The 25,446-nt window shown below is 45.0% G+C and carries 22 protein-coding genes and 1 tRNA gene; 15 read left to right on the plus strand and 8 right to left on the minus strand.

Going from position 1 to position 25,446, the window contains the following annotated elements:
* Nucleotides 1-57 precede the first annotated feature (57 nt).
* Entirely contained in the window at nucleotides 58-816 is a 759-nt protein-coding gene (locus OJ16_RS12695; RefSeq protein ID WP_040991237.1) for a Nif3-like dinuclear metal center hexameric protein, read from the minus strand.
* Nucleotides 817-936: 120 nt separating this feature from the next.
* Here OJ16_RS12695 and OJ16_RS12700 point away from each other — a divergent pair, with 120 nt between their 5' ends.
* A complete protein-coding gene (locus tag OJ16_RS12700) occupies nucleotides 937-1,689 on the plus strand; it encodes a DUF1853 family protein (protein ID WP_040991239.1) in 753 nt (250 codons plus the stop codon).
* 75 nt (nucleotides 1,690-1,764) lie between these two features.
* On the opposite strand, the gene pgm is transcribed toward OJ16_RS12700, so the two are convergent.
* Nucleotides 1,765-3,411 carry a phosphoglucomutase (alpha-D-glucose-1,6-bisphosphate-dependent) gene (pgm, locus tag OJ16_RS12705; protein WP_040991241.1) on the minus strand — a complete coding sequence of 549 codons (1,647 nt, stop codon included), beginning with the start codon at nucleotides 3,409-3,411 and terminating at the stop codon, nucleotides 1,765-1,767.
* Between the two features lie 82 nt (nucleotides 3,412-3,493).
* Nucleotides 3,494-4,033 (minus strand): replication initiation negative regulator SeqA, encoded by a 540-nt coding sequence (gene seqA / locus OJ16_RS12710; RefSeq protein ID WP_040991243.1) that lies wholly within the window; start codon nucleotides 4,031-4,033, stop codon nucleotides 3,494-3,496.
* 93 nt (nucleotides 4,034-4,126) lie between these two features.
* Here seqA and OJ16_RS12715 point away from each other — a divergent pair, with 93 nt between their 5' ends.
* The 3 genes from OJ16_RS12715 (at nucleotide 4,127) to fldA (ending at nucleotide 5,953) form a co-directional block, all read left to right on the plus strand.
* Nucleotides 4,127-4,891, plus strand: coding sequence for an alpha/beta fold hydrolase (locus OJ16_RS12715; RefSeq protein ID WP_040991246.1), 765 nt, complete (start codon nucleotides 4,127-4,129; stop codon nucleotides 4,889-4,891).
* A gap of 258 nt (nucleotides 4,892-5,149) precedes the next feature.
* Nucleotides 5,150-5,371: a DUF2788 domain-containing protein gene (locus OJ16_RS12720; protein ID WP_040991248.1), complete on the plus strand. Its 222-nt coding sequence runs from the start codon at nucleotides 5,150-5,152 to the stop codon at nucleotides 5,369-5,371.
* Between the two features lie 48 nt (nucleotides 5,372-5,419).
* Nucleotides 5,420-5,953, plus strand: coding sequence for a flavodoxin FldA (gene fldA / locus OJ16_RS12725; RefSeq protein WP_040991250.1), 534 nt, complete (start codon nucleotides 5,420-5,422; stop codon nucleotides 5,951-5,953).
* A gap of 43 nt (nucleotides 5,954-5,996) precedes the next feature.
* Here fldA and OJ16_RS12730 read toward each other — a convergent pair whose 3' ends face one another.
* Entirely contained in the window at nucleotides 5,997-6,491 is a 495-nt protein-coding gene (locus tag OJ16_RS12730) for a DUF4442 domain-containing protein (protein WP_040991252.1), read from the minus strand.
* A 198-nt stretch (nucleotides 6,492-6,689) separates the two neighbouring features.
* Here OJ16_RS12730 and fcrX point away from each other — a divergent pair, with 198 nt between their 5' ends.
* Nucleotides 6,690-7,136 (plus strand): ferric iron uptake transcriptional regulator FcrX, encoded by a 447-nt coding sequence (gene fcrX, locus OJ16_RS12735; protein WP_006710465.1) that lies wholly within the window; start codon nucleotides 6,690-6,692, stop codon nucleotides 7,134-7,136.
* 177 nt (nucleotides 7,137-7,313) lie between these two features.
* Here fcrX and glnS read toward each other — a convergent pair whose 3' ends face one another.
* A complete protein-coding gene (glnS, locus tag OJ16_RS12740) occupies nucleotides 7,314-8,984 on the minus strand; it encodes a glutamine--tRNA ligase (protein ID WP_040991255.1) in 1,671 nt (556 codons plus the stop codon).
* Nucleotides 8,985-9,231: 247 nt separating this feature from the next.
* Complete coding sequence (nagE, locus tag OJ16_RS12745; protein ID WP_040991257.1) at nucleotides 9,232-10,806, minus strand: N-acetylglucosamine-specific PTS transporter subunit IIBC; 1,575 nt, start codon at nucleotides 10,804-10,806, stop codon at nucleotides 9,232-9,234.
* A gap of 484 nt (nucleotides 10,807-11,290) precedes the next feature.
* Here nagE and nagA point away from each other — a divergent pair, with 484 nt between their 5' ends.
* From nagA to OJ16_RS12775, 6 genes are all read left to right on the plus strand, one after another.
* Entirely contained in the window at nucleotides 11,291-12,427 is a 1,137-nt protein-coding gene (gene nagA / locus OJ16_RS12750) for an N-acetylglucosamine-6-phosphate deacetylase (RefSeq protein ID WP_040991259.1), read from the plus strand.
* Nucleotides 12,428-12,429: 2 nt separating this feature from the next.
* The gene (gene nagC / locus OJ16_RS12755; RefSeq protein ID WP_040991261.1) at nucleotides 12,430-13,644 is read left to right on the plus strand and encodes a DNA-binding transcriptional regulator NagC; all 1,215 of its coding nucleotides are present in this window, start codon (nucleotides 12,430-12,432) and stop codon (nucleotides 13,642-13,644) included.
* Between the two features lie 85 nt (nucleotides 13,645-13,729).
* Nucleotides 13,730-15,316, plus strand: coding sequence for a cation:proton antiporter family protein (locus OJ16_RS12760; RefSeq protein WP_040991263.1), 1,587 nt, complete (start codon nucleotides 13,730-13,732; stop codon nucleotides 15,314-15,316).
* Between the two features lie 207 nt (nucleotides 15,317-15,523).
* The gene (asnB, locus tag OJ16_RS12765; protein WP_040991265.1) at nucleotides 15,524-17,188 is read left to right on the plus strand and encodes an asparagine synthase B; all 1,665 of its coding nucleotides are present in this window, start codon (nucleotides 15,524-15,526) and stop codon (nucleotides 17,186-17,188) included.
* Between the two features lie 286 nt (nucleotides 17,189-17,474).
* Nucleotides 17,475-18,866 carry a peptide MFS transporter gene (locus OJ16_RS12770; protein WP_040991267.1) on the plus strand — a complete coding sequence of 464 codons (1,392 nt, stop codon included), beginning with the start codon at nucleotides 17,475-17,477 and terminating at the stop codon, nucleotides 18,864-18,866.
* A gap of 303 nt (nucleotides 18,867-19,169) precedes the next feature.
* A complete protein-coding gene (locus tag OJ16_RS12775) occupies nucleotides 19,170-20,039 on the plus strand; it encodes a TraB/GumN family protein (RefSeq protein ID WP_040991269.1) in 870 nt (289 codons plus the stop codon).
* A gap of 156 nt (nucleotides 20,040-20,195) precedes the next feature.
* Here the strand turns inward: OJ16_RS12775 and OJ16_RS12780 are convergent.
* Nucleotides 20,196-20,272 (minus strand) — tRNA-Pro (locus tag OJ16_RS12780).
* 467 nt (nucleotides 20,273-20,739) lie between these two features.
* On the opposite strand from OJ16_RS12780, the gene smrA reads away from it, so the two are divergent.
* Together smrA and rluF are read left to right on the plus strand one after the other, a co-directional pair.
* Nucleotides 20,740-21,321, plus strand: a complete 582-nt coding sequence (gene smrA, locus OJ16_RS12785; RefSeq protein ID WP_040991271.1) for a DNA endonuclease SmrA — start codon at nucleotides 20,740-20,742, stop codon at nucleotides 21,319-21,321.
* A gap of 92 nt (nucleotides 21,322-21,413) precedes the next feature.
* On the plus strand, nucleotides 21,414-22,652 hold the full coding sequence (rluF, locus tag OJ16_RS12790; RefSeq protein WP_040991273.1) for a 23S rRNA pseudouridine(2604) synthase RluF: 1,239 nt from the start codon (nucleotides 21,414-21,416) through the stop codon (nucleotides 22,650-22,652).
* A 211-nt stretch (nucleotides 22,653-22,863) separates the two neighbouring features.
* On the opposite strand, the gene upp is transcribed toward rluF, so the two are convergent.
* Entirely contained in the window at nucleotides 22,864-23,490 is a 627-nt protein-coding gene (gene upp / locus OJ16_RS12795) for a uracil phosphoribosyltransferase (RefSeq protein ID WP_005599329.1), read from the minus strand.
* A gap of 180 nt (nucleotides 23,491-23,670) precedes the next feature.
* Between upp and purM the strand changes: the two genes are divergently transcribed.
* Together purM and purN are read left to right on the plus strand one after the other, a co-directional pair.
* Nucleotides 23,671-24,711, plus strand: coding sequence for a phosphoribosylformylglycinamidine cyclo-ligase (purM, locus tag OJ16_RS12800; RefSeq protein ID WP_040991275.1), 1,041 nt, complete (start codon nucleotides 23,671-23,673; stop codon nucleotides 24,709-24,711).
* Between the two features lie 2 nt (nucleotides 24,712-24,713).
* The gene (gene purN, locus OJ16_RS12805) at nucleotides 24,714-25,355 is read left to right on the plus strand and encodes a phosphoribosylglycinamide formyltransferase (protein ID WP_040991278.1); all 642 of its coding nucleotides are present in this window, start codon (nucleotides 24,714-24,716) and stop codon (nucleotides 25,353-25,355) included.
* The last annotated feature ends 91 nt before the right edge of the window (nucleotides 25,356-25,446 follow it).

Genomic DNA, 25,446 nt, shown 5'->3' on the forward strand with positions numbered 1-25,446 from the left:
AATCGATTCGACATTTGTGCGACAAAGCCGTTTATCTATTTCTGCGGCTTGGTCTCACTAAACCAGGTTATCAATATCGATAAAGGTCACATCAAGGTCATGTTCAGCCGCTAACCACTCGCCCAGCGCTTTAATACCGTAACGCTCTGTTGCATGATGACCGGCGGCAAAGTAATGAATATCAAGCTCACGCGCGCTGTAAGTCGTGCGCTCTGAAATTTCACCAGAGATAAACGCATCTAAACCATGTTGCGCAGCCAGTTCAATATAATCTTGACCGCCACCAGTGCACCAACCAATCGTTTCAATCAGCTTGTCTGCGTTGTCAGGCGCAATATGCAACGGGGCTCTATCTAGCGCTCGATTAATTCGTTCCGCAAGCTGAGCCCCCGTTAGAGGCTGTTTTAAGCGACCAAACATTGCGACTGATTGAGGATGCCCTTCAAGACCACCTTCTACTTCAATCTCCAACAGACGGGCTAATTCAGCGTTATTGCCCAGCTCAGGATGAATATCGAGTGGCAAGTGATAACCGAACAGATTGATGTCATTTTTAATCAAGGTACGAATGCGCTTACCCTTCATACCTCGGATCGGTTCCGGTTCACCTTTCCAAAAGTAACCGTGATGCACCAGCAAAGCATCGGCGTTAAGCTCAACGGCTTTATCGATCAACGCTTGGGAGGCAGTGACACCAGTCACCACAACGTTTATCTCGGTCGCGCCTTCAACCTGCAAACCGTTAGGGCTGTAATCTTTAATTAACTGAGGAGACAGTTTTTCGTTAAGTAATTTTTCTAGTTGTAGATTATTCATCATACTTTCCCGTATCCTGACTTTAGAAAGGCTTTATTGTCGGCGTTATTTATTGCCAAAGTTATAACAACTTCAATACTCAATGTCGAAACAAACGCGAACAATCGCTTATGGATGATTATGACTACATTGACGGATTTTTATCATTGGATTCTAACTCAACCCAACCTGATTGCATCACGTTCGCCATTTTCTGATTTAAGCGGTTTACAATCCCAGCCACTGCCTGAACGGAGTCAATACCAGGGAAACCGCCGCTTGGGATTTCTTTATCAGCACCTGTGCACTGAGGCCTTCAAACTGAGTCCACATTACCAAGTCGCAATGGAGGAAATACAACTCAACCAAGATGGCAAAACGCTGGGCGCTATCGATCTCTTAGTCTCCAACCGACAAGACGAGCAGTTGGAACATTGGGAAGTGGCTATAAAGTTTTATCTCCTTCATCAAGGAACGTGGTTCGGACCGAACGCCCATGATCAACTCGATAAAAAACTCGACCGCATGCTCAATCATCAACTGGCGATGTCGCGCTCTGAAACCTTCCATCAACACTACCCGCAACTTGACGTAACCTCTCATCATCTATTGATGCAAGGACGACTTTATACCAATCCATTTAGCCATGAAATAACACCAACACATTGCCTTAACCACCCTATTAACCCCAATATAATCAATGGCTACTGGTGCTTCTATTCTCAATCTCATCAAATTGAGCAAGAACTTTTTCATTTATCTAAAGATCGCTGGGCGACCGGCCTTGGTGAGAGCCGAGAATCTGTCACCGCCAGCCCTGAGCGCTTTATTCATGCTCAAACTGAGTGTGGACAATTTTGGTTTGTGGTACCCGATGGCTGGCCAGGTCATTGAAAGGGCAAATGACAGGTATAAAAAAGAGCTGAGGCGGTAGCGACAGCTCTTTAACAATATTTACGCGTTTATGAATTACAATCCAGCGTCAGCAAATACTTGGTTAACAATCTCTTGTGCTTCTTTTTCAATTTGCTTCAAGTGCTCTTCGCCTTTAAAGCTTTCACAATAGATCTTGTAGATATCTTCCGTGCCTGACGGACGCGCTGCAAACCAGCCGTTTTCAGTCGTCACTTTAAGACCACCAATCGCCGCACCATTACCCGGAGCGTGAGTCAAACGAGCTGTAATCGCGTCACCAGCTAAGGTATCCGCTAACACCATCTCTGGTGAAAGCTTCTTCAGTACGTCTTTTTGCGGGCCATTCGCCACCGCTTGAATACGGTTATACTTCGATTCGCCATGCTTCGCCGCAAGCTCTTCGTAATATTGCTGCGGGTTTTTACCGGTTACGGCCGTAATTTCAGCCGCTAGTAGACAAAGAATAATGCCATCTTTGTCTGTCGCCCATGGCGTGCCATCTTTACGTAGGAATGATGCTCCAGCGCTTTCTTCACCGCCAAAACCAAATTGACCGCTGTATAAGCCATCAACAAACCACTTAAAGCCGACAGGTACTTCGCACAATTCACGGCCAAGATCCGCAACGACACGGTCAATCAACGCACTAGAAACGAGTGTTTTGCCAACCGCAACCTCTTTACCCCATCCTTCACGATGGCGATAAAGGTAATCGATACATACCGCAAGGAAGTGGTTCGGATTCATCAAACCTTTTGCGGTTACAATGCCGTGACGATCGTAATCAGGATCATTACCAAACGCCAAGTCATAGTCGTCTTTCAGAGCTAACAAACCCGCCATGGCGTATGGTGATGAACAATCCATACGTACCACACCATCTTTATCCAATGACATAAATTGGAACGTAGGATCAATCGCTTCGCTCACCAGCGTAAGATCAAGATTGTACGCTTTACCAATTTGACGCCAGTAATCAATGCCACTGCCACCGAGTGGATCAACACCCAGTTTTAAGTTCGCTTTTTGGATCGCTTCCATATCGATAACATTCACTAAGTCATCAATATATGGCTTGACCAGATCAACTTGCTTAAACAATGGTGAGATTTTCGCATCCGCAAGCGGCATACGTTTCACACCTTGCAAGCCTTCGGCGATAAGTACGTTAGCGCGGTTTTCAATGGCTTTCGTTAGCGCGTCTTCCGCTGGACCACCATGAGTCGGGTTGTACTTGATGCCGCCATCTTGCGGTGGGTTATGTGATGGTGTGATCACAATGCCATCGGCTTTATCTTGATGCGTTAGGTTATAGGTCAAAATAGCATGCGATACCCCAGGCGTTGGCGTGTAACCGCCATCCTGCTGAACAATCACTTCAATCCCGTTCGCAATTAACACTTCCAATACGCTGGCAAAGGCTGGTTCTGACAACGCGTGAGTATCTTTACCCACAAATAGTGGCCCTGTCGTACCTTGCTCTGCACGTACTTCAGCGATCGCTTGAGCAATCGCTAAGATGTGATGTTCGTTGAACGTTGCTTTGTCAGCCGTACCACGGTGACCAGAAGTACCAAACTCCACTTTATGATCCGGATTACTTGGTTCCGGTTGCAATAAAAAGTAGTTTGAAACTAAAGCAGGAATATTGTGCAAATCCTGTTGTTGAGCTTTTTGTCCAGCTCTTGGGTGCATAGCCATTTTGACATCCTTTCTAAATTTATAGATACAAAAAAGCCCCATAATGATATCAACACAATATTATGAGGCTCTGTGCTACAAACTAGATTGAGAAAGTAACCTTCTCAATCAAATCTGCAGGAAAACTCATCCGTGACATGAGCTGGTCAACCATTTGTCTTTTACGACTGGTATTGTTGTTTGTAATAACCCAAAAAGGAGAAGCAGGAATCGCTTTCGGCTTGGTGGTATTGCCATTAGCAAGCAACGTTTGCTCATTGTCAGCAAAATACACACGCTTACGACCTTTAACTTGAGTCGCTTCCGAGAAACCTTCTGGATCAATACGATGCAGCGTGGAAAGAACTAGCATAAAACGGTCGATGGCTTTTTTAAGACCAGCAAACTCATCTGAGATAAGCAGAGAACGCATCTCTTTCACGCCATCTAGTTGAACTTCTTTTACAGCATCTTTACTGATCACCAAACCGATAGGCTCGATGATAGGCTGCTGTTGAGCGGCTTGAACCTGCCCATCTACATTCAGCAATCGACGCAAAATATCGGATGCACTTTCACCGATATGTTGGGTTTGACCGGCGATGTAACGGTATAGATCCTCATCAACCTCAATTGTTTTCATTCGCTTTTCACAATCTCTATGTTTAAACTCTGTGGCGATTATAGCGAGATCTTCTCTCAGACTCTACGTTAAACCAGTCACGAATAAGATAAAATGTCACAGCAGCTCAACTACAAACTCGAAGGTGAGGGTCACACCATTGTTTTGATCCACGGTTTATTCGGCAATCTTGATAACCTTGGCCTTCTTGCGCGCGATTTAAAGCACGATCACCAAGTGCTGAGTATTGATCTTCGTAACCATGGGCAATCCTTGCATTCAAGTGATCATACCTACGCGGTACAAGCGCAAGATGTCATTGAATTAATTAAGCATTTATCGATAGAACGCCTAACGCTCATCGGCCACTCTATGGGCGGAAAAGTCGCGATGAAAGTGGCCGAACGGCTGGAAAATCAGATTGAAAAACTGATCGTGCTCGACATGGCCCCCGTCGAATACACCCAACATCGCCACACCAATGTTTTTGCTGGCTTAAAAGCCGTTGCGTCTGCAAAGCCGACTGATCGCAAACAAGCCATGGCGATTCTGGCCGATCATATTGAGATAGAAGGGGTACGACAGTTTTTAGGCAAGTCGCTGTACAACAATAACACGAACTTTGCTTGGCGATTCAACGTCGATAATCTTTGGGAAAACTACGCAAACATTATTGGCTGGCAACCTATCAACAAGATAGCCACGGCCACTCTGTTTATTAAAGGGGCTGACTCTGATTACCTGTTAGCAGAGCATCAAAAGCCGATTCAAGCCCAATTTCAAAATGCCAAAGCTCACGTCATTGCCAACACCGGCCATTGGTTGCACGCAGAAAAGCCCGAAGAAGTGTTACGCACTATTCGCAAGTTCATCTCATAAAACTCAGTGCCTTCGCCAATATACAGGGTGTATCGCAACAAAAGGCATCGGTTTTTTGCCGATGATAAATAACGCATGATGCTCATTTCATGCGTCTAAAAAACAAAACAATAACAACATGAGCAAGACGTTTGATCGACAAGAATGAACCACGGATTATTTCTATTGGTATAAGTATAAAGTGAGAGACGATCGCATTAACTTTGGCTAATAACAGTGGTATAGTGCTGCGCAAGTAAATTAGCATAAAGGGATACCATGCTTTACGACTACATGAACATGCTTGAGTCCATTGGTCTCGATCTTCTGTTCGCCGCACTCTTTTTCTTAATCGGTATGGCGATAAAAGATGTACTCAATGCTGGCAATGTTCCTCCATTTGGTCGTCGAATCGTGTGGTTAGTTCTCTTTCTTGGTTGTGCCGGATTCATCCTTAAAGGATTAATCCAGCTGAGTTGGGAAGGAACAGGTTTAGGTTAACTCTTATTCCCCTGCTAATAAGTAGACAATTGTAAAGGTAATGACTCTATGGCAAGTGTAGGTATCTTCTTTGGTAGTGACACAGGTAACACTGAAGCTGTTGCAAAGATGATTCAAAAGCAACTAGGTAATCAACTAGTTAACGTTCAAGACATTGCGAAAAGCAGCAAAGAAGACATCGATAATTTTGATCTTCTTCTACTCGGTATCCCTACGTGGTATTACGGTGAAGCGCAATGTGATTGGGATGACTTCTTCCCAGAACTTGAGCAAATCGATTTCTCGACCAAGCTTGTTGCTATTTTTGGTTGTGGCGACCAAGAAGATTACGCAGAGTACTTCTGTGATGCGATGGGTACAGTACGTGACATCGTTGAAGCAAAAGGCGGCACCATCCTAGGTTACACAGCGTCAGAAAGTTACGAGTTCGAAGCGTCAAAAGCACTTGTTGAAGGCGACGATAGCCAGTTTATCGGTCTATGTATTGATGAAGACCGTCAACCAGAGCTGACTGAAGAGCGCGTAAACAACTGGTGTAAACAAATTTATGATGAAATGTGCCTAGCTGAGCTTGAAGGCTAATTTCTAAAGAACCTCCTCCGGGAGGTTTTTTTCTATCTAACTCTTACGAAATTTCTTCACCTTCGCGATACTTCGGCTTTTTCCGCACGTACAATTTGCGTTGTACTTCCGCAACCACATCACCCTGCTGATTTTTAATATGCGTGATAAATTCAGGAAAGCATTTTTGACCGGAATCCGTTAAGCGGTATATGTCATCGAGTTGGCCACTCGTCAGATGAAATTGAGCAAAAAGATCACCTCGACCTGGCTGAATAAAATTAATGCTCGCTTCTTTATCCCAAACGAAATATTCCTCTCCTAATATTCCCATGAGCATCAATGCATAAATCGGATCTGTAAGTGAAAATATACTGCCGCCATACTGACTTCGATTAGCATTTTTATTCCACCAGCGAAGTTTAAGCTGCACCTCAACCTGACGAAAATCGGCACTGATTGAGATGATTTTTATCCCTGCCCCCCAGAATGGCGGCCATATATTCAAAGCAAATTTAACAAAGCCCGGCTTATAAACCATTGAAAATAAAGAACTCATAGATCAACACTGACAATAAAGAAACAAAGGTTAATGAATTGTAACTAATTAGACCAGTTTTATCCGTGACACCCCACAACTTTATAATAAATATGAGTAACCCTTTGAAGTTCGTGGTTTATTGTTACCGTAACCTGCCCTATAATGGTGGCAATATTGAATTCTGTGAAACGCTGCAGATCATCAACGGGAAAGTATATGTCAGACAATAATCAAGCGCTAAAGGATGCTGGTCTTAAGGTAACGCTACCTAGACTTAAAATTTTAGAAGTATTACAGCAACCTGACTGCCAACACATCAGTGCTGAAGAGTTGTACAAAAAGCTGATCGATCTTGGCGAAGAGATTGGTTTGGCGACTGTTTATCGAGTATTAAACCAGTTTGATGATGCTGGCATCGTAACTCGTCACCATTTTGAAGGTGGCAAATCAGTGTTTGAACTCTCAACTCAACACCACCACGACCATCTAGTTTGCCTAGACTGTGGTGAAGTTATCGAGTTCTCTGACAACGTCATCGAAGAACGTCAACGTGAAATCGCAGCAAAATACAATGTGACGTTAACCAACCACAGCCTATACCTTTATGGTAAATGTGGTGACGGTACCTGTAAAGGTAACCCTGACGCTCACAAAGCGAAGTAATCAATTAAAAAAGCGCCTAACGGCGCTTTTTTATTATCGCATGATCCTGCTCTGCCCATTGAAAGAGACCAACAGATACATTCAATCAACAGACTAGCGCAATGCATCCTCGATACAAATTCTAGATACAAAAATGCCAGTCATTAGACTGGCATTTTTCATATCAATCGCTAGCGATTACTCAGCGTCCATTTTAGCCCAAGTATCACGTAGACCAACCGTACGGTTGAAGACAAGCTTCTCTGCAGAAGAGTCTTTCTTATCCGCACAGAAATAGCCCATACGCTCAAACTGGTAGCCTTTTTCCGCTTCCGCAGATGCTAGGCTTGGCTCAACAAAACCATTCAATACAACCAGTGAATCTGGGTTAATGGTTTCAGCAAAGTTATCTGCTGCTGCTGGGTTAGGAACTGTAAACAGACGATCATAAAGACGAATGTCAGCCGGAACACCTTGCTCTGCAGATACCCAGTGAATAACACCTTTCACTTTACGGCCATCAGCAGGGTTCTTACCTAGCGTTTCTGAATCGTAGCTACAGAAGATCGTGGTGATATTGCCTTGCTCATCTTTCTCGATGCGGTCAGCTTGAATCACGTATGCACCACGTAGACGTACTTCTTTACCTAGTACTAAACGCTTGTACTTCTTGTTCGCTTCTTCACGGAAATCTTCACGCTCAATCCAAACTTCACGAGTAAATGGTACTTCGCGGTCGCCCATTTCAGGCTTGTTTGGATGGTTAGCAATGGTCAGTGTTTCCACTTTACCTTGCTCAAAGTTTTCAATCACGATCTTAACCGGATCAAGAACCGCCATCGCACGTGGTGCGTTTTCGTTCAGATCATCACGGATACAAGACTCAAGTGAGCCCATTTCGATCATGTTGTCTTGCTTTGTAACACCAATACGCTTACAGAATTCACGAATAGACGCAGACGTAAAACCACGACGACGTAGACCCGAAATCGTTGGCATGCGTGGGTCGTCCCAACCGTTAACCAATTTCTCAGTCACAAGTTGGTTCAGCTTACGCTTAGACATCACGGTGTATTCTAGATTTAGACGGCTAAACTCGTACTGACGAGGTTGGCAATCAATCGTGATGTTATCAAGAACCCAATCGTATAGACGACGGTTGTCTTGGAACTCAAGCGTACAGATTGAATGTGTAATGCCTTCTAGCGCATCCGAGATACAGTGCGTAAAGTCGTACATTGGGTAAATGCACCACTTATCACCCGTTTGGTGATGCTCTGCAAAACGCACACGGTAAAGAACAGGATCGCGCATTACGATGAACGATGATGCCATATCGATCTTCGCACGTAGACACGCTGTACCTTCTTGGAAGCCACCGTCACGCATCTTTTCAAATAGCGCTAGGTTCTCTTCCACACTGCGGTCGCGGTATGGGCTTGGCTTACCAGGTTGCGTTAGCGTACCGCGGTATTCACGGATCTGCTCAGGACTTAGCTCTTCAACATACGCTAAGCCTTTAGTAATTAATTCCACTGCGTAGCCGTATAGCGCGTCGAAGTAGTTTGATGAGTAACATGCCTCACCTTCCCACTCAAAGCCTAGCCAGCTCACATCATTCTTAATTGACTCAACGTATTCAACGTCTTCTTTTTCTGGGTTGGTATCATCAAAACGAAGATTACACTTACCCTGATAGTCCTGAGCAATACCAAAGTTTAGGCAAATTGACTTAGCGTGACCGATATGCAGGTAACCGTTAGGCTCTGGCGGGAAACGAGTATGCACGCTTGTGTGTGTACCATCCGCTAGATCTTTATCGATGATTTGGCGAATGAAATTCGATGGACGAGCTTCAGCTTCACTCATCTGAGCACCTCAATTAGTTTTAGTATTGTCAGAAAAAAATGGCTCTGAGAAGGTTAATACACGCCTCAGAGCATAATGAGACTAATGATCCACAATTCTGACTCAAGACACAACAAGAACTCGTCTTTTATTGACAAATAATACCGCCACATCGCTGGCAAAATAACCATGCTGTGTTTTTCCGTTGCTCTAAAACAAAAAAGCCTCCCGAAGGAGGCTTTTACACTAACATTTTACCCGAAGGTTACTAAGGTAGTTTTACATCAGATAGGTCTTCGTTAGCACCGATTGCTTTCATTTCGCCAGCAACGATTTCCGCTAGAGGACCAAGGATAACTTGTAGGTTCTTTTCACCTAGTTTCACCACACCTTTCGCACCAAGCTTCTTAAGAACAACTTCATCAGCAATAGAGCGGTCTTTTAGAGTAAGACGTAGACGAGTGATACAAGCATCGATTGAAGTCAGGTTTTCGTGACCACCAAGTGCTTTTAGGTATTGGCGAGCTAGGTCACCTTTCACTGCTTCACCAGCTGGCGCTGCAGGAGCTGCTTCGTCATCGTCTTCACGGCCTGGCGACTTCAAGTTGAAAGCGCGGATTGCGAAGCTGAATGTGAAGAAGTATAGAGCACCGAAACCTAAGCCGATAACAAGAAGTACTAGTGGTTTAGTCGCTAGACCCCAGTTTAGTAGGAAGTCGATAAGACCTGCAGAGAAGCCGAAGCCGTGCAGAGTACCGAACATGTTTGCTACTACTAGAGATAGACCCGTAAATACTGCGTGCATTGCGTATAGAGCAGGCGCTAGGAACACAAACATGAACTCTAGAGGCTCTGTAATACCCGTTAGGAATGAACAGAATGCTACTGAGAATAGTGCACCACCAACTTGGCTGCGTTTTTCAGCAGGCGCTGCTAGGTACATTGCAAGCGCTGCACCAGGTAGGCCGAACATCATTACTGGGAAGAAACCGTTCATGAATACGCCAGCAGACTTGTCGCCACCGAAGAAGCGATGTAGGTCACCAGACTTGATTGTCTCAGTTACTGTGTTAACTGTTGCAGTGATTTCAGGCGTCACTGTGTTAACAAAGTTGAACGTGTACTCTTGACCAACAACTAGCGTTTTCGCTAGAGCAGGATCCACACACAACTGTTTTAGAGATGGTAGAGCTTGACCCGCTGCAGATGCAGTAGAGATCATGATCTCTTGACAAGAACCCATACCGAACCAGAAGTAAGAGTTCAATACGTGGTGTAGACCGACAGGGATAAGTGCACGGTTAAGAGTACCGTATACAAATTGGCCAACCGCACCAGAAGTTGATACTGCGTGCGCTAGAGCGTCAAGGCCGCCTTGGATTGAAGGCCATACCACACCCATTACTGCACCCATTACTAGAGCAAACAGACCAGCCATGATAGGAACTAGACGTTTACCTGCAAAGAATGCCAACCATTCTGGAAGACGAGTCATGTGGAAAGCGTTGTAAGAGTGGCCTGCGATGATACCAGCGATGATACCACCAAAGAATGACATGTTAACGCTTGCATCAATTGTTGCAGCTGTAGCCGTTAGAACGAAGTAAGCAACTGCACCAGCAAGACCTGCAGCACCGTTACCATCTTTAGAAAGACCGATAGCGATACCAAGACCAAATAGTAGTGGTAGTTGGCTGAAGATAGCGTTACCAGCAGAAGCCATAAACGCGATGTCTAGTAGGTCAGGTTGACCGAGTCGTAGTAGAAGTGCCGCAACAGGTAGTGTTGCGATAGGAAGCATAAGTGCTTTACCTAACTTCTGTGCATATCCAAGAATATTCACCTTTAGTTCCCCCTATAGGATTTGTATTTTGGTCGAGCCACTTTTTTTTGTTGCTCAATTTAGTCCAACTCAGTTTATGACATTAATTTTGCTCCGCAAATTAAAACCTTACCATTTGTGATCATAATCACCAGAAACAGGTCCAGTCGAAGGTTTTTGCTAGCGAGATCATAAAACTTATTTTACAATTCAAAAAAATGGAAATTAGCAGATATCATCCAGCCTGCTGAAATATGAAATATTCGACAGTCAAGTCATACTGTATAAGGCTTTATGCTGAACAACAAAATTGATAAAAACGACAGAATGATTTCGCGATGAATCGCACAACAGCAGTGTCTAAAGAGGAGGAATCCTTCGTTTGCTAAACATATTTTGCGACCTAATTGAAGCTCACAAATAAAGTAAACAAGTGAGGGTTTTGTCTCCGGTTTTGGGTCGCGACAAAAGTTCAAGACTTCAACTTTATAAGGATTAGCTAATCATGTATGCGCTAACAAACTGTAAAATCTATACAGGCAACGATGTTCTTGTGGATCACGCTGTCATTATCAACAATGATGTCATCGATTCAGTGTGCCCTATCTCGGCACTGCCTCAAGGCATTGAAACTCGCGATCTAAACGGTGCAAATCTAAGCCCTGGCTTTATTGATTTGCAGTTAAATGGTTGTGGCGGCGTGATGCTGAATGATGAAATTACAGCTGAAACAATGCAGATCATGCATGAAGCGAATCTAAAATCAGGTTGCACAAGCTTTCTTCCTACCCTCATTACTTCATCAGACGAAGATATGCGCCAATCGGTAGCAGCCGCTCGTGAATACAATGAAAAATACCAAAACCAGTCACTCGGCTTGCACCTAGAAGGCCCTTACTTAAACGTGGCCAAAAAAGGCATCCACAGTGTGGATTACATTCGCCCATCGGATAACGGCATGATCGACTTCATGTGTGCGAACGCAGATGTCATCGCGAAAGTCACCTTAGCGCCAGAACACAATGATCCAGCACACATCACTCGCCTAAAAGAAGCCGGTATTGTCGTGTCTATCGGTCATACCAACGCAACTTACGCCGAAGCGCGTGAAAGTTTTGAGCACGGCATTACCTTTGCCACTCACCTATTTAATGCAATGACACCAATGGTCGGTCGCGAACCCGGTGTTGTTGGTGCAATTTATGATACACCTGATGTTTATGCCGGTATCATTGCCGACGGTTTCCACGTCGACTATGCAAATATCCGTATCGCTCACAAAATTAAGGGCGAAAAATTAGTATTAGTGACCGATGCCACAGCTCCTGCAGGTGCCGACATGGAATACTTTATTTTTGTTGGTAAGAAAGTATATTACAAAGAAGGTAAGTGTGTTGATGAAAACGGCACACTAGGCGGCTCGGCTCTCACAATGATTGAGGCAGTACAAAATACTGTTGAGCACGTCGGAATCGCTTTGGATGAAGCACTGCGCATGGCTACTTTGTATCCTGCAAAAGCAATAGGTGTTGATAGCAAATTAGGCCGAATCAAAAAAGGCATGATTGCCAACCTAACTGTCTTTAACCGTGACTTCCAAATCCAAGCGAATGTTGTTAACGGACAATACGAGCAAGTGTAAACATGAATGGCGGACAAATAGGTAACGTAGATTTAGTTAAACAACTAAACAGTGCAGCAGTTTACAGACTCATTGACCAGCAAGCTCCTATCTCACGGATACAGGTTGCTGACGTCAGTCATTTAGCTCCTGCGAGCGTCACTAAAATAACCCGCCAACTGCTCGAGCGCGGCCTCATTAAAGAGGTCGCTCAACAAGCCTCTACCGGTGGACGTCGCGCGATATCCCTAACGACAGAAGAAGCCCCTTTTCACTCTGTCGCCGTGCGCTTAGGCCGCGATTACATTCAGTTCAGTCTCTTTGACCTTGGCGGAAAAGAGCTGGCTTCAGACTATCAAGAATTTTACTACACCACTCAAGGCGAGCTTGTCGATGGGTTGCTGTTGTTCCTGAAAAACTTCATTGAACACAATCAATCGATCATCGATCAACTCATCGCCATTGGCATCGCGTTACCTGGACTCATTAACCCTGAAACTGGCGTCGTTGAATACATGCCAAATATCAACGTCGATAACTTACCGTTAGGGGATTTGATTCGTAATACGTTCCACGTTGAATGTTTCGTCGGTAACGATGTTCGCGGCATGGCCCTTGCGGAGCACTACTTTGGCGCAAGCCAAGACTGCCAAGACTCAATCTTAGTGAGTGTGCACCGTGGTACCGGTGCGGGTATTATTGTTAACGGACAAGTCTTCCTGGGTTATAACCGTAACGTCGGTGAAATTGGTCACATTCAAATTGATCCGCTTGGCGAACAATGCCAATGCGGTAACTTTGGTTGTTTAGAAACCGTCGCTGCAAACCCTGCGATTGTTGATCGAGTGAAAAAACTGATCGCACAGGGCTATGTGTCGAGTCTTTCTGAACTGCCGAGCATTACGATTAAAGAAATATGCGAGCACGCCAACCGCGGTGATGAGCTTGCGCAGCAAAGTTTAGTCCGCGTGGGTAATCAGTTGGGTAAAGCCATCGCGATGACCATCAACTTATTTAACCCTCAAAAAGTCATTATCGCCGGTGATATCACCAGCTGCGAAGAGATCCTTTTCCCTGCGATACGTCGCAATGTGGAAAACCAATCACTGCCGACTTTCCATTCAGAATTGCCGATTGTCGCGTCTGAAATCGATAAGCAGCCGACCATGAGCGCATTCGCCATGATCAAACGCGCGATGCTTAATGGGGTTTTGTTACAAAAGTTGCTTGAAGACTGATCGTTTACGTTACCAATTGAGTTAGAATATGAGGCTATGTCGTACGATGTAGCCTTTTCTTTTTTAGGACACCCGCTTTTATAATATGGAAATTATTCTAATTTCAGCCGCGTTTATCGCAGGCTTTATCGCATTAAAATGTAACTTACCACCCTTAGTTGGCTTCCTACTTGCTGGCTTTGGTTTAAAAATGGCAGGTTTCAGCTCTAACGACACCATTATTACGCTTGCCGATTTAGGCGTCACCCTACTTCTCTTCACCATTGGTTTGAAGCTCGATCTTAAAACTTTACTCTCAAAAGAAATTTGGGCCGGCGCATCCATCCATAACCTCTTGTCCACCTTGCTATTTTCAGCTGCTTTGCTGTGCTTAAAAGTACTCGGCGTGGGTTCACTGGCGGCAATGAGCCTTGAGCAAATTGTGTTACTCGGTTTTGCCCTTTCGTTCTCCAGTACTGTTTTTGCGGTTAAATCCTTGCAAGAAAAAGGGGAGCTTAACGCTACTTACGGTACGATTGCGATTGGTATTTTGGTCATGCAGGACATCTTCGCGGTTGTCTTCCTGACCGTCTCGACCGGAAAACTGCCCGAATGGTACGCCATCATCTTATTTGCCTTGCCATTGCTTCGCCCATTGTTCTACAAGCTACTTGATTGGGTGGGCCATGGTGAAATGCTGGTGCTCTTTGGCATCTTCTTCGCACTCGTGGTTGGCGCAGGGCTTTTTGAACTGGTTGGCATGAAGGCCGATCTGGGAGCCTTGATTTTAGGCATGCTATTAGCCGGTCACAAGAAGGCCTCGGAACTGTCGAAATCGCTGTTCAACTTGAAAGAACTTTTTCTGGTCTGCTTCTTCCTCAACATCGGTTTATCAGAGCAACCAACCTTAGCCGGCTTTGCGCTCGCGCTGATTTTCATGTTGATGCTGCCACTGAAAGGCATCTTATATTTCTTGGTGCTCAATTCGTTTAAATTTCGAGTTCGAACCTCATTACTTTCCTCTTTGAGTTTGTTTAACTACAGCGAATTTGGCTTAATCGTCGGTGGGCTTGCCTTTAAGATGGGCTGGATGAGTGGCGATATTTTGGTTGCACTCGCAATAGCGGTATCGATTTCATTCATTCTGGCCGCGCCCATTAACCGCCAAGGCCATGCTCTCTATCAACGTTCTGGTCGCTGGTTAAAAGAACACGCGGCAGAAAAACTGCACGCTCGAGATCAACTGATCAATCCTGGCCAAGCCCAAATCCTCATTTTAGGCATGGGGCGTATCGGTACCGGCGCTTATGATGAGTTACTCAACCGTTACGGGAAAGTTTGCCTAGGCATTGAAGTGCGTGAAGAAGCGGCGAATACCCATAAACACCATGGTCGCAACGTCATTTCAGGCGATGCGACTGACCCTGATTTCTGGGAGCGAATCTTAGATACTGGAAACGTAAAACTGGTCTTGTTAGCAATGCCTCATCACCAAGGGAATCAAATCGCGCTTGAGCAATTGAGACTGCGTAACTATCAAGGCCAGATCGCAGCCATTGCGGCATACCCAGATCAAATCGACACTCTCGTCGAAAACGGCGTCGATGCTGCCTTTAATATTTACAGCGAAGCGGGTAGTGGCTTTGCGCGACACGTTTGCGAACAGTTGCGACCAAACTTTGAAAAACCATAGTTTTTTTAGTGCTTTATTTATCAGACTTAGATAAACGGTTTAAAATCCACCAATAGGTGGATTTTTTTTAATCAATCAAAGTTAAATTAAATAATATTTAATGCAATGGCGGTTTTGTGATTTTTTTTATCGCTAGCTGTTGCATTTTTTAACCAGAATGGCAGATTTATATACAAGAGATAAATAAAATTTAAATAAGGGATTAGTATGTGTTCAATTTTTGGCATTTTAGATATTAAAAGCGACGCTGCTCAATTGCGCCCTATCGCACTTGAGATGTCGAAAAAACTTCGCCACCGCGGACCGGATTGGTCAGGTATTTACTCTTCAGATAACGCCATCCTCGCTCACGAACGTCTTGCAATCGTTGGCCTAAACAGTGGTGCACAACCTATCTATAGCCCAAGCGGCAAACACATACTGGCAGTTAACGGTGAAATCTATAACCACAAAGAGATCCGTGCTCGCTACGAAGGCAAGTACGACTTCCAAACCGATTCTGACTGTGAAGTTATTTTGGCGCTCTACCAAGACATGGGTGAAGCGCTGCTTGAAGAATTAAACGGCATTTTTGCTTTCGTCCTTTATGACGAAGAGAAAGACCAATATCTAGTGGGTCGTGATCACATCGGTATTATCCCGCTTTATCAAGGTTTTGATGAGCATGGCAACTACTATGTGGCCTCTGAGATGAAAGCACTCGTGCCTATTTGTAAAACCATCAGTGAATTTCCTCCTGGTAGCAGTTACAGCAGTCAAGACAGTGAGCCGCAACGCTACTACCTTCGTGACTGGAACGACTATGCTGCCGTGAAAGACAATCATACCAGCAAAGAAGAGCTGACTGCCGCGCTAGAAGCTGCGATCAAACGTCAGCTAATGACGGATGTTCCTTATGGTGTGCTCCTCTCTGGCGGTCTTGACTCTTCCATCACTTCCGCTGTCGCAAAACGTTATGCCGCGATGCGCATTGAAGATGATGAAAAATCTGAAGCATGGTGGCCTCAACTTCACTCGTTTGCGATTGGCTTAGAAGGTGCGCCTGATTTAAAAGCTGCGCGTGAAGTCGCCGACCAAATTGGTACTGTTCACCATGAGATGACTTACACCATTCAAGAAGGCTTAGATGCGATTCGTGATGTGATTTATCACATCGAAACATACGACGTGACAACGATTCGAGCTTCAACCCCAATGTTCTTGCTTGGTCGTAAGATCAAAGCAATGGGCATAAAAATGGTGCTGTCAGGCGAAGGTGCCGACGAGATCTTCGGTGGTTACCTTTACTTCCATAAAGCACCTAATGCACAAGAGTTCCATGAAGAAACCGTTCGTAAACTGCTTGCACTGAACATGTTCGACTGTGCACGTGCGAACAAATCACTGGCAGCATGGGGCGTTGAGGGACGCGTACCTTTCCTTGATAAAGAGTTTATCGATGTCGCAATGCGCCTAAACCCAGCAGATAAAATGTGCGGCAACGGTAAGATGGAAAAACACATCTTGCGTGAATGTTTTGAGCATTACTTGCCAGAAGCGATTGCATGGCGTCAGAAAGAGCAATTCTCTGATGGCGTTGGCTACAGCTGGATTGATACGCTCAAAGAAGTCGCAGAAGAGAAAGTGACTGAACAGCAACTCGAAACCGCGGCTTTCCGCTTCCCATATAACACACCAACAACCAAAGAAGGCTACGTTTACCGTGAAATCTTTGAAGAGTTGTTCCCGCTGCCTTCAGCGGCAGAATGTGTACCTGGTGGTCCGTCGGTGGCTTGTTCATCGGCAAAAGCCATTGAATGGGACGAATCGTTCAAGAACTGTGCAGACCCTTCCGGTCGTGCTGTGAAGGCTGTTCACAACGACGCCTACTAAAAGTCAATCATAAAAAAGGGACGCTTCGGCGTCCTTTTTTTATTTAATCAAATAAAAACAATCACCTAATACACGAATATCTCGCAAGAACAGACGCACCAAATATGAAACCTTAGTTTTTAAATGGACGCAATATCATCACATTGGTGACTAAAAATACACTTATCAGCTACTTATCACACTTTTGCAAACTACACCTAATTATAGATAATTTGCATTACTTAATTTCATCATGTATAGGTATTACCACCATAAAATTCTCTATTAATAACTATTAGTAAAACTTATGCCAACACAACATCGACAATTTTTTGGTCACCCTCGTGGCCTATTTTTACTTTTCGGCACTGAACTTTGGGAACGCTTCTCTTACTATGCGATGCGTGCCGTTTTAGTCTTATATTTAACCGATACCACTTTAAACGGTGGCTTAGGCTGGTCGACTAAAGATGCTCTAGATCTCTACGGCATTTATACTGGACTCGTCTACATTACCCCGCTTATCGGCGGCTGGTTAGCCGATAACCACCTAGGCCAACGTCGCTCAATTCTCATTGGTGGCGCACTCATGGCCATTGGTCAATTCACATTGGCATTACCTGCAGATATGCTAGGTATGACGATGATGCACAGCTTTTACCTAGGCTTGGCACTTCTCATTGCGGGTAACGGGTTATTCAAACCAAACATCTCAACCATGGTTGGAGACCTTTATAAAGAAGGCGACAACCGACGCGATGGCGCGTTTACCATTTTCTACATGGGCATCAATATTGGTGCACTGCTGGCCGGTGTCGTTTCTGGTTCAGTCACCAATGAATTTGGTTGGAAAGCCGGTTTTGTTGCCGCTGGTATCGGCATGATCATTAGCTTGGTAATGCAAATGGGGCTTGCGCAGTCTTGGCTTGGCGACATTGGTCGTATACCCGCAGCTAAACGCGATTTGGATTTAAAAAATTCAAAAGGAAAAGAGCCACTAACCAAACAAGAGATGGATCGCTTAAAAGTCATCTTGATTATGGGTCTTTTCGTGATCGTGTTCTGGGCAGGTTTCGAGCAAGCTGGTGGTCTAATGAACATCTACACTCAGCAATACACTGACCGTATGATTGGCAACTTTGAAGTGCCGGCAGCTTGGTTCCAATCACTTAACCCGTTCTTTATTATCACCTTAGCACCCGTATTGGCGGCTTTCTGGGTGAAACTGGGTAAACGTGAACCAAATTCACCGGTGAAATTTGCGTTCGCACTGTTCTTCCTAGCACTTGGCTTCTTATGTATGGTTGGTGCGGTCATGGAGCAAGGTGGTGATACAGGCGTGAAAACCTCAATGCTTTGGCTCGTCGGTGCGTTCTTCTTCCATACTCTGGGCGAATTGTGTTTATCCCCGATCGGTCTATCGCTGGTGACGAAACTTGCTCCGCTACGTCTTGCCTCACTGATGATGGGCGCATGGTTTGGCTTTAATGCTATTGCAAACTACGTAGCAGGCTACATCGGTTCACATGTTGGTGAGCTTGGTGCAATGCACATCTTCGGTGGCATTGCGGTCACTGCAACGCTATCGGGTCTTCTTCTACTGATGTTCTCAAACACACTGGTTCGCTGGATGCATGGCGCAGAAAGCCCAATCAGCACTGAGCAACAAATTGAAGAGCAGCAATCTCAAATCGCTTAATCCGTTCCTTTTGCGATTCGATAAGCCCGGTTAATGCCGGGCTTTTTATTGCCTAACAGACTACAAAGCGTCTTTTTGCGAGTTATTTCACATCTAAAAATTAGTTGTTCTCATCATTTTCTTAATTCTTAATGCAAAGTAATACGATTATTCAACACATTGAATCACTCAATAACGTGTCCATCGTTCACATTGCCACCGCAAGACGCCGCAAAATATGAAGCAACCATAACCAGTTGCATCACAACTCAATTAGACTCATGCTTATAAGCAACCCGATCACTGCCTGCTATTGGACCGTCTATGACTCGATTGCTTTGCTTGCTCGCTACCCTACTCATTAGCCCACTATCTTATGCAGAACCACTCTACTGGCAAGCGAGCAAGGGAAAACTGAACCTATTGCTTGTAGGATCCGTTCATGTGGGGGACGCCGATATGTACCCACTCCCGAGTGCAATCACAACGTTCTTGCAGCACTCTGATGGACTCATCCTTGAAGCGGACATTCGCAACCAACAAAACATTCAATACCCTCGTGCTGATAAAGTCAGCCAAGATGTCTTGACGCAATCACAGCAAAAAGAGCTATTGGGCATTGCCAATCTATTGAACCTTAATGGTCAGCAGTTATTACAGACTCCGCCTTGGGCATCCGCTTTGGCGATACAGATGAAGCAACTAGAGTACTTAGGCTATCAAGCAAAAGATGGCGTCGATCTACGGTTACTGTCACAAGCGGTGAGCGAAGGAAAGCCCATCATCGGTTTAGAGACTCTGCAGTTTCAAATTGATTTACTCACTCAGCAAAACAATGATGGTGAAGAATTGCTGACGGACGCAATCGAGCAGTTCGATCATTCAGAAAATACCACCCATTGTTTAATCAAGAGTTGGAAGCGTGGTGACATCGCGAAACTGAATGAATTTGCGACGTTAACGGAGATGTCGCCAGAATTTGAACAGGCGTTTATCCATCAACGCAATCAGGACTGGGCAGAGAAGCTAGCGAAAGAAGATATATTGCCGAAGAAACAAGGTAATTATTTGGTGGTGGTCGGCACATTGCATTTGATTGGAGAGAGCAGCTTAATATCACTGCTGCAAGATCAGGGCTTTACCATTACGCAACGTTCAAAGAGCCGTAATGCCAATTGTGAGTTCAAGTACTAGCGGCTTAACGAAGAAATAGAAGAAATAAAAACACGAACCTAACCATCGTTGCGGCCCTGCCAATAGCTCATACTAATCAGGATAAGTAACGAGTCAGCAGTTTTGGCGAGAAAATGCAAAAAAGCCGCAACATTTCTGCTGCGGCTTTCTTTAATGTGGTCGGTGAAGAGGGATTCGAACCCCCGACCCTCTGGTCCCAAACCAGATGCGCTACCAAGCTGCGCTATTCACCGAGATGTCTTACAAGGCTCATTGCCTGTCGACGAGGCGTATATTACTAATTCCTGAATTTAACGCAAGTGATTTTATGCAGCTTTTTCATTTTTATGGTTTAAGTGCCTAAAATACAAACAATAAGATTAAGATCGTATAAATAACCAACGAAATCGCACAGCCTAAACACAAAAAATGCCATCCCGTTCCATCGTTATCTTATCGCTTTATCTCAATGAATCATTGGATATCAAAGAAAATAGAGTGAAAGACAGCATAAAGTCATCAACTTCGCTTGATCTGCCATGGCATTACCATGAATACCAACGCCTTCGAGAGCGATTCTTTTGTATCGATACTTTTTATTTGATGTCGATGCCGTCCGCATTCGGTGCTGTCCACACCTTCATTTCGTAATAAAATTTGTCCCTTTGCCATCCAGCTTCAGTATAATAAGTTTATTGGATTCAACCCCTGAGATGCCCTTATGTCTCAAGACGACGATTTCGCCCTTTTCCAACAGATCATGGGCGATGTAAAACCTCTCCATAATGACACGGCTGAATTAAAAAAGATCCATCACACCAGTGATGCGCATCTTGCCAAACAAGCTGCCGCCGTTTGGCTGACCGAAAAAGATCCTGACTATCTTTCAATTGATTACGCCGTGCCTCTAAAACCGGAAGACATCATCGAATTCAAACGCGATGGCGTGCAAGATGGCGTGTTTCGTAAACTGAGGTTAGGCAAATACCCAATACAAGCCAAACTAGACTTGCATCGACGTACGCTTAAGCAAGCCAGAGACGAAGTTGTCGTGTTTTTAAAGCAGTGTATTCGGATGGATATTCGTACTGTGCTTATCGTGCATGGCCGTGGTGAGCGCTCAAATCCACCCGCCCAAATGAAAAGTTACCTCGCACAGTGGTTGGCACAAATTAAAGAAGTGCAATCGGTCCACAGCGCGCAAGCGTTTCATGGCGGAACGGGGGCGGTATATGTCCTTTTAAGAAAAAGCTCAGAAAAAAAACTAGAAAACCGTGAGCGCCATCAAAAACGGTTAGGTTAAGCCTTTTTCTAGTGTTAAAATGTGAAGCGCAGCCATACGGGCTGCGCTTTTTTTCAATTAACTGCCGTTGGGAAACGTTAAGGAATACCTAAATGTCACAAGATAACGCAAAACGCCTAAATAAATTCATCAGTGAAACGGGCTACTGCTCACGTCGAGAGGCGGATAAGCTGATTGACCAAGGTCGTGTCACCATCAATGGCCAAATCCCAGAAATGGGAACGAAAGTCATGCTTGGTGATGATGTTTGCATTGATGGCCAGCCAGTCAAAGCCAAAGAAAAACCGGTTTACATTGCTTTGAATAAGCCAACAGGTATTACTTGTACGACTGAGCGCGATATTCCAGGCAACATTGTGGATTTTATTGGCCACCGCTCACGCATCTTCCCTATCGGTCGTCTTGATAAACCTTCTGATGGTTTGATCTTTCTGACTAACGATGGCGATATCGTTAATAAGATCTTACGCGCTGGTAACAACCACGAAAAAGAATATGTTGTGCGTGTCGACAAGGCAATCACTGACGATTTCATTCGTCGCATGGGCGCTGGGGTTAATATCCTTGATACCGTGACGTTGCCATGTAAAGTGACTAAAGAAACAAAATTCTCATTCCGTATTGTATTGACGCAAGGCTTAAACCGCCAAATTCGTCGTATGTGTGAAGCACTTGGTTTCGAAGTCTTTAAGCTGCGCCGTGTTCGCATCATGAACATCACACTTGATGATATCCCAAATGGCCGCTGGCGCTATTTGAGCGATGATGAAATCAATGAAATTCACGCGATGTGTGAAGGTTCAGTGAGCACAGAAGAAGCGTCTAAAACCGATTCAAAAGGCAAACACATCCGTAAAGCAACCGATGCGAAGCTATTTGATAGTCGCGAAGAGAACCAAGAATCTACGGCGCGCCGCAATCAAAATACTCGCACCTTTAAAGGTCGCAATGCCGACGAATTCCGTCATGCTCCGAACTCAAAGCGAGGCCGTCATGGCGAGCAAAGCCGCGAGCGTGGATATGAACGTAGCAGCGAGCGCAATCAAGAACGTTCTAACGACCGCTACAGCGACCGTAACCAAGAACGCTCTAACGACCGCTACAGCGACCGTAACCAAGAACGTACTAACGAGCGCACTAGTCAACGCAGTAATGACCGTTATAATGACAAGCCAAGCTACCAAAATCGTTCAAGCGATAATAAAGGCAGCAAGCCATTTAATAACACCAAACGTGATGAGCACTCATCTCGTCCGAGTTCATCGCGCCCGAACTCATCAAATCCAAACCATAAATCTCGCGTAGGCGGCACATTGGGTTTGAAAAAATAAAACCAAAACGATATGAGGGTTGCTGAAAAGCAGCCCTTTTTTTATATCGCAACACGCTCTTAGCGCCAATCACAATACGTCAGTGACCCACATAATGACCCTAGGCGGATATCACTTGGAACACCGTATTCTTATCGTGCTAGCCTAACTTTAAACGAAAAAAAGGAAGCCGAAGCTTCCTTTTTTATATCATTCGATCTTATTTTCGCGATTACTTCGTGCCGAAGATCTTATCGCCTGCGTCACCAAGACCAGGAACGATGTAACCTTTGTCATTCAGTTTTTCGTCGATAGCAGCCGTGTACAATTCTACATCTGGGTGTGCTTTTTCTAGCGCTTCAATACCTTCAGGTGCCGCCACAAGTACAAGAACCTTAATCGCCTGACAACCTTTCTCTTTCAGTAGGTCAATCGTTGCGATCATAGAACCACCCGTTGCTAGCATTGGATCAACCACGAGAGCAATACGCTCATCAATGTTTGAAGCAAGCTTGTTAAAGTATGGTACTGGCTCAAGTGTTTCTTCATCGCGGTAAATACCAACAACGCTGATACGTGCACTTGGCATATGCTCAAGAACACCATCCATCATACCAAGACCCGCACGTAGGATTGGCACAACCGTTACTTTTTTACCTTTGATTTGATCTACTTCAACTGGGCCATTCCAACCATCAATGGTCACTTTCTCAGTTTCAAAGTCTGCGGTTGCTTCATAAGTTAGCAGGCTACCAACTTCAGTCGCTAACTCGCGGAAGCGCTTAGTGCTGATGTCACCTTCTCTCATTAGACCAATTTTATGTTTAACAAGCGGGTGTTTTACTTCAACAACTTTCATGTCCATCTCCGGCAAATAGGGTATTTTTCAAATAAACCTTCAGATTATAAACGATTTCGTTCTCTATTTCTTGATCTTGCATAAGATAAAAAACTGACGCAAACGTTTGCCATTGGTATTTATCAACTGGTAGAATAGCGCCGTTTTCTCATATCCAATTTACTTAACCGAGGATTTCCTGTGAGTGGCAATAATACTTCTCTGAGTTATAAAGATGCTGGCGTTGATATCGATGCAGGTAATGCACTTGTTGATCGAATTAAAGGTGCGGTAAAGCGTACTCGTCGCCCTGAAGTTATGGGTGGAATTGGTGGTTTTGGTGCGTTGTGTGAACTACCGACCAAATATAAACAGCCCGTATTGGTATCAGGCACCGATGGTGTCGGTACAAAACTTCGCCTCGCGTTGGATATGAACAAGCATGACACAATCGGTATCGACCTTGTGGCAATGTGTGTGAACGACCTTATTGTACAAGGCGGCGAACCACTCTTTTTCCTTGATTACTACGCGACAGGCAAACTTGATGTGGATACGGCAGCAGCCGTTGTCACAGGTATTGCAGAAGGCTGTATCCAAGCTGGTTGTTCGCTGATCGGTGGTGAAACGGCTGAAATGCCGGGCATGTACGAAGGTGAAGATTACGACGTTGCTGGCTTCTGTGTTGGCGTGGTAGAGAAAGAAGACATCATCGACGGCAGCAAAGTTGCGGCAGGTGATGCACTGATTGCCGTTGGTTCAAGTGGCCCTCACTCAAATGGTTACTCTCTGGTTCGTAAAATTCTAGAAGTCTCTGGCGCAGACAAAAACGAAGAGCTTGCTGGCCGCACGATTGGTGAGCACCTGCTCGAACCAACACGTATTTACATTAAATCAGCACTGAAAATGATTGAGCAGCATGACATTCATGCAATCTCACACATTACCGGTGGTGGTTTCTGGGAGAACATCCCACGCGTTCTTCCTCAGGGCACGAAAGCTGTGGTTGATGGCAACAGTTGGGAGTGGCCAGTGATCTTCAAATGGCTACAAGAGAAAGGCAACGTCACAACGCATGAGATGTACCGTACCTTTAACTGTGGTGTCGGCCTTGTGGTTGCACTTCCTGCCGATCAAGCAGATGCCGCAGTGAAACTGCTGCAAGAAGAAGGCGAAAACGCATGGGTAATTGGTAAAATTGCTCAGGCACAAACAGGCGAAGAGCAAGTAGAGATCAATTAAACATGAAGAGTATCGTTGTTTTAGTTTCAGGAAATGGCTCCAACCTACAGGCCATCATTGACGCGTGTGATTCTTCAATCACCGATGGCAAAGTGACCGCCGTATTCTCTAATAAAGCGGAAGCCTATGCACTTGAGCGTGCAAAAGAGGCGGGCGCCGCAGGAGTATTTCTTGATCCTAAAGCGTTCGATACTCGCGACGCTTTCGATCATGAATTGATGCGTCAAATGGATGAGTTCAAGCCAGATTTAATTATCTTAGCAGGCTACATGCGCATTCTAAGTGGTGAATTCGTTCGCCACTATATGGGCCGCATGATCAACATCCATCCTTCATTGCTGCCAAAATATCCAGGCTTGAACACCTATCAACGTGCGATTCACGCTGGCGATGAAGAACACGGCACCAGTGTTCATTTTGTCACAGAGCAACTCGATGGTGGCCCAGTGATCTTGCAAGCAAAAGTACCGATCTTTGATGAAGATACCGTTGAAACACTCACTGAACGCGTACAGAACCAAGAACACCGCATCTACCCAATGGTGGCAAAATGGTTCGTTGAAGGCCGCTTAGAAATGGTCGATGGCAAAGCCGCTTACCTCGATGGTGAGCTACTGAGTATGCACGGTTACGCGCCAGAATAACGGCCGATCGGCTTCCAATGTCAAAAGCGAACGCTCCGTTCGCTTTTTTTATGCCTGGTAAATCCGCTCTTCACTGACGATATGCCTTCCA

The organism is Vibrio renipiscarius (genome assembly GCF_000827885.1).
Classification (GTDB): Bacteria; Pseudomonadota; Gammaproteobacteria; order Enterobacterales; family Vibrionaceae; genus Vibrio; species Vibrio renipiscarius.

Excerpts from the sequence above, each read along its gene's own strand:
- OJ16_RS12695 (WP_040991237.1), bottom strand. The coding sequence starts at position 816 with ATGAATAATCTACAACTAGAAAAATTACTTAACGAAAAACTGTCTCCT.
- OJ16_RS12700 (WP_040991239.1), top strand. The coding sequence starts at position 937 with ATGACTACATTGACGGATTTTTATCATTGGATTCTAACTCAACCCAAC.
- pgm (WP_040991241.1), bottom strand. The coding sequence starts at position 3,411 with ATGGCTATGCACCCAAGAGCTGGACAAAAAGCTCAACAACAGGATTTG.
- seqA (WP_040991243.1), bottom strand. The coding sequence starts at position 4,033 with ATGAAAACAATTGAGGTTGATGAGGATCTATACCGTTACATCGCCGGT.
- OJ16_RS12715 (WP_040991246.1), top strand. The coding sequence starts at position 4,127 with ATGTCACAGCAGCTCAACTACAAACTCGAAGGTGAGGGTCACACCATT.
- OJ16_RS12720 (WP_040991248.1), top strand. The coding sequence starts at position 5,150 with ATGCTTTACGACTACATGAACATGCTTGAGTCCATTGGTCTCGATCTT.
- fldA (WP_040991250.1), top strand. The coding sequence starts at position 5,420 with ATGGCAAGTGTAGGTATCTTCTTTGGTAGTGACACAGGTAACACTGAA.
- OJ16_RS12730 (WP_040991252.1), bottom strand. The coding sequence starts at position 6,491 with ATGAGTTCTTTATTTTCAATGGTTTATAAGCCGGGCTTTGTTAAATTT.
- fcrX (WP_006710465.1), top strand. The coding sequence starts at position 6,690 with ATGTCAGACAATAATCAAGCGCTAAAGGATGCTGGTCTTAAGGTAACG.
- glnS (WP_040991255.1), bottom strand. The coding sequence starts at position 8,984 with ATGAGTGAAGCTGAAGCTCGTCCATCGAATTTCATTCGCCAAATCATC.
- nagA (WP_040991259.1), top strand. The coding sequence starts at position 11,291 with ATGTATGCGCTAACAAACTGTAAAATCTATACAGGCAACGATGTTCTT.
- nagC (WP_040991261.1), top strand. The coding sequence starts at position 12,430 with ATGAATGGCGGACAAATAGGTAACGTAGATTTAGTTAAACAACTAAAC.
- OJ16_RS12760 (WP_040991263.1), top strand. The coding sequence starts at position 13,730 with ATGGAAATTATTCTAATTTCAGCCGCGTTTATCGCAGGCTTTATCGCA.
- asnB (WP_040991265.1), top strand. The coding sequence starts at position 15,524 with ATGTGTTCAATTTTTGGCATTTTAGATATTAAAAGCGACGCTGCTCAA.
- OJ16_RS12770 (WP_040991267.1), top strand. The coding sequence starts at position 17,475 with ATGCCAACACAACATCGACAATTTTTTGGTCACCCTCGTGGCCTATTT.
- OJ16_RS12775 (WP_040991269.1), top strand. The coding sequence starts at position 19,170 with ATGACTCGATTGCTTTGCTTGCTCGCTACCCTACTCATTAGCCCACTA.
- smrA (WP_040991271.1), top strand. The coding sequence starts at position 20,740 with ATGTCTCAAGACGACGATTTCGCCCTTTTCCAACAGATCATGGGCGAT.
- rluF (WP_040991273.1), top strand. The coding sequence starts at position 21,414 with ATGTCACAAGATAACGCAAAACGCCTAAATAAATTCATCAGTGAAACG.
- upp (WP_005599329.1), bottom strand. The coding sequence starts at position 23,490 with ATGAAAGTTGTTGAAGTAAAACACCCGCTTGTTAAACATAAAATTGGT.
- purN (WP_040991278.1), top strand. The coding sequence starts at position 24,714 with ATGAAGAGTATCGTTGTTTTAGTTTCAGGAAATGGCTCCAACCTACAG.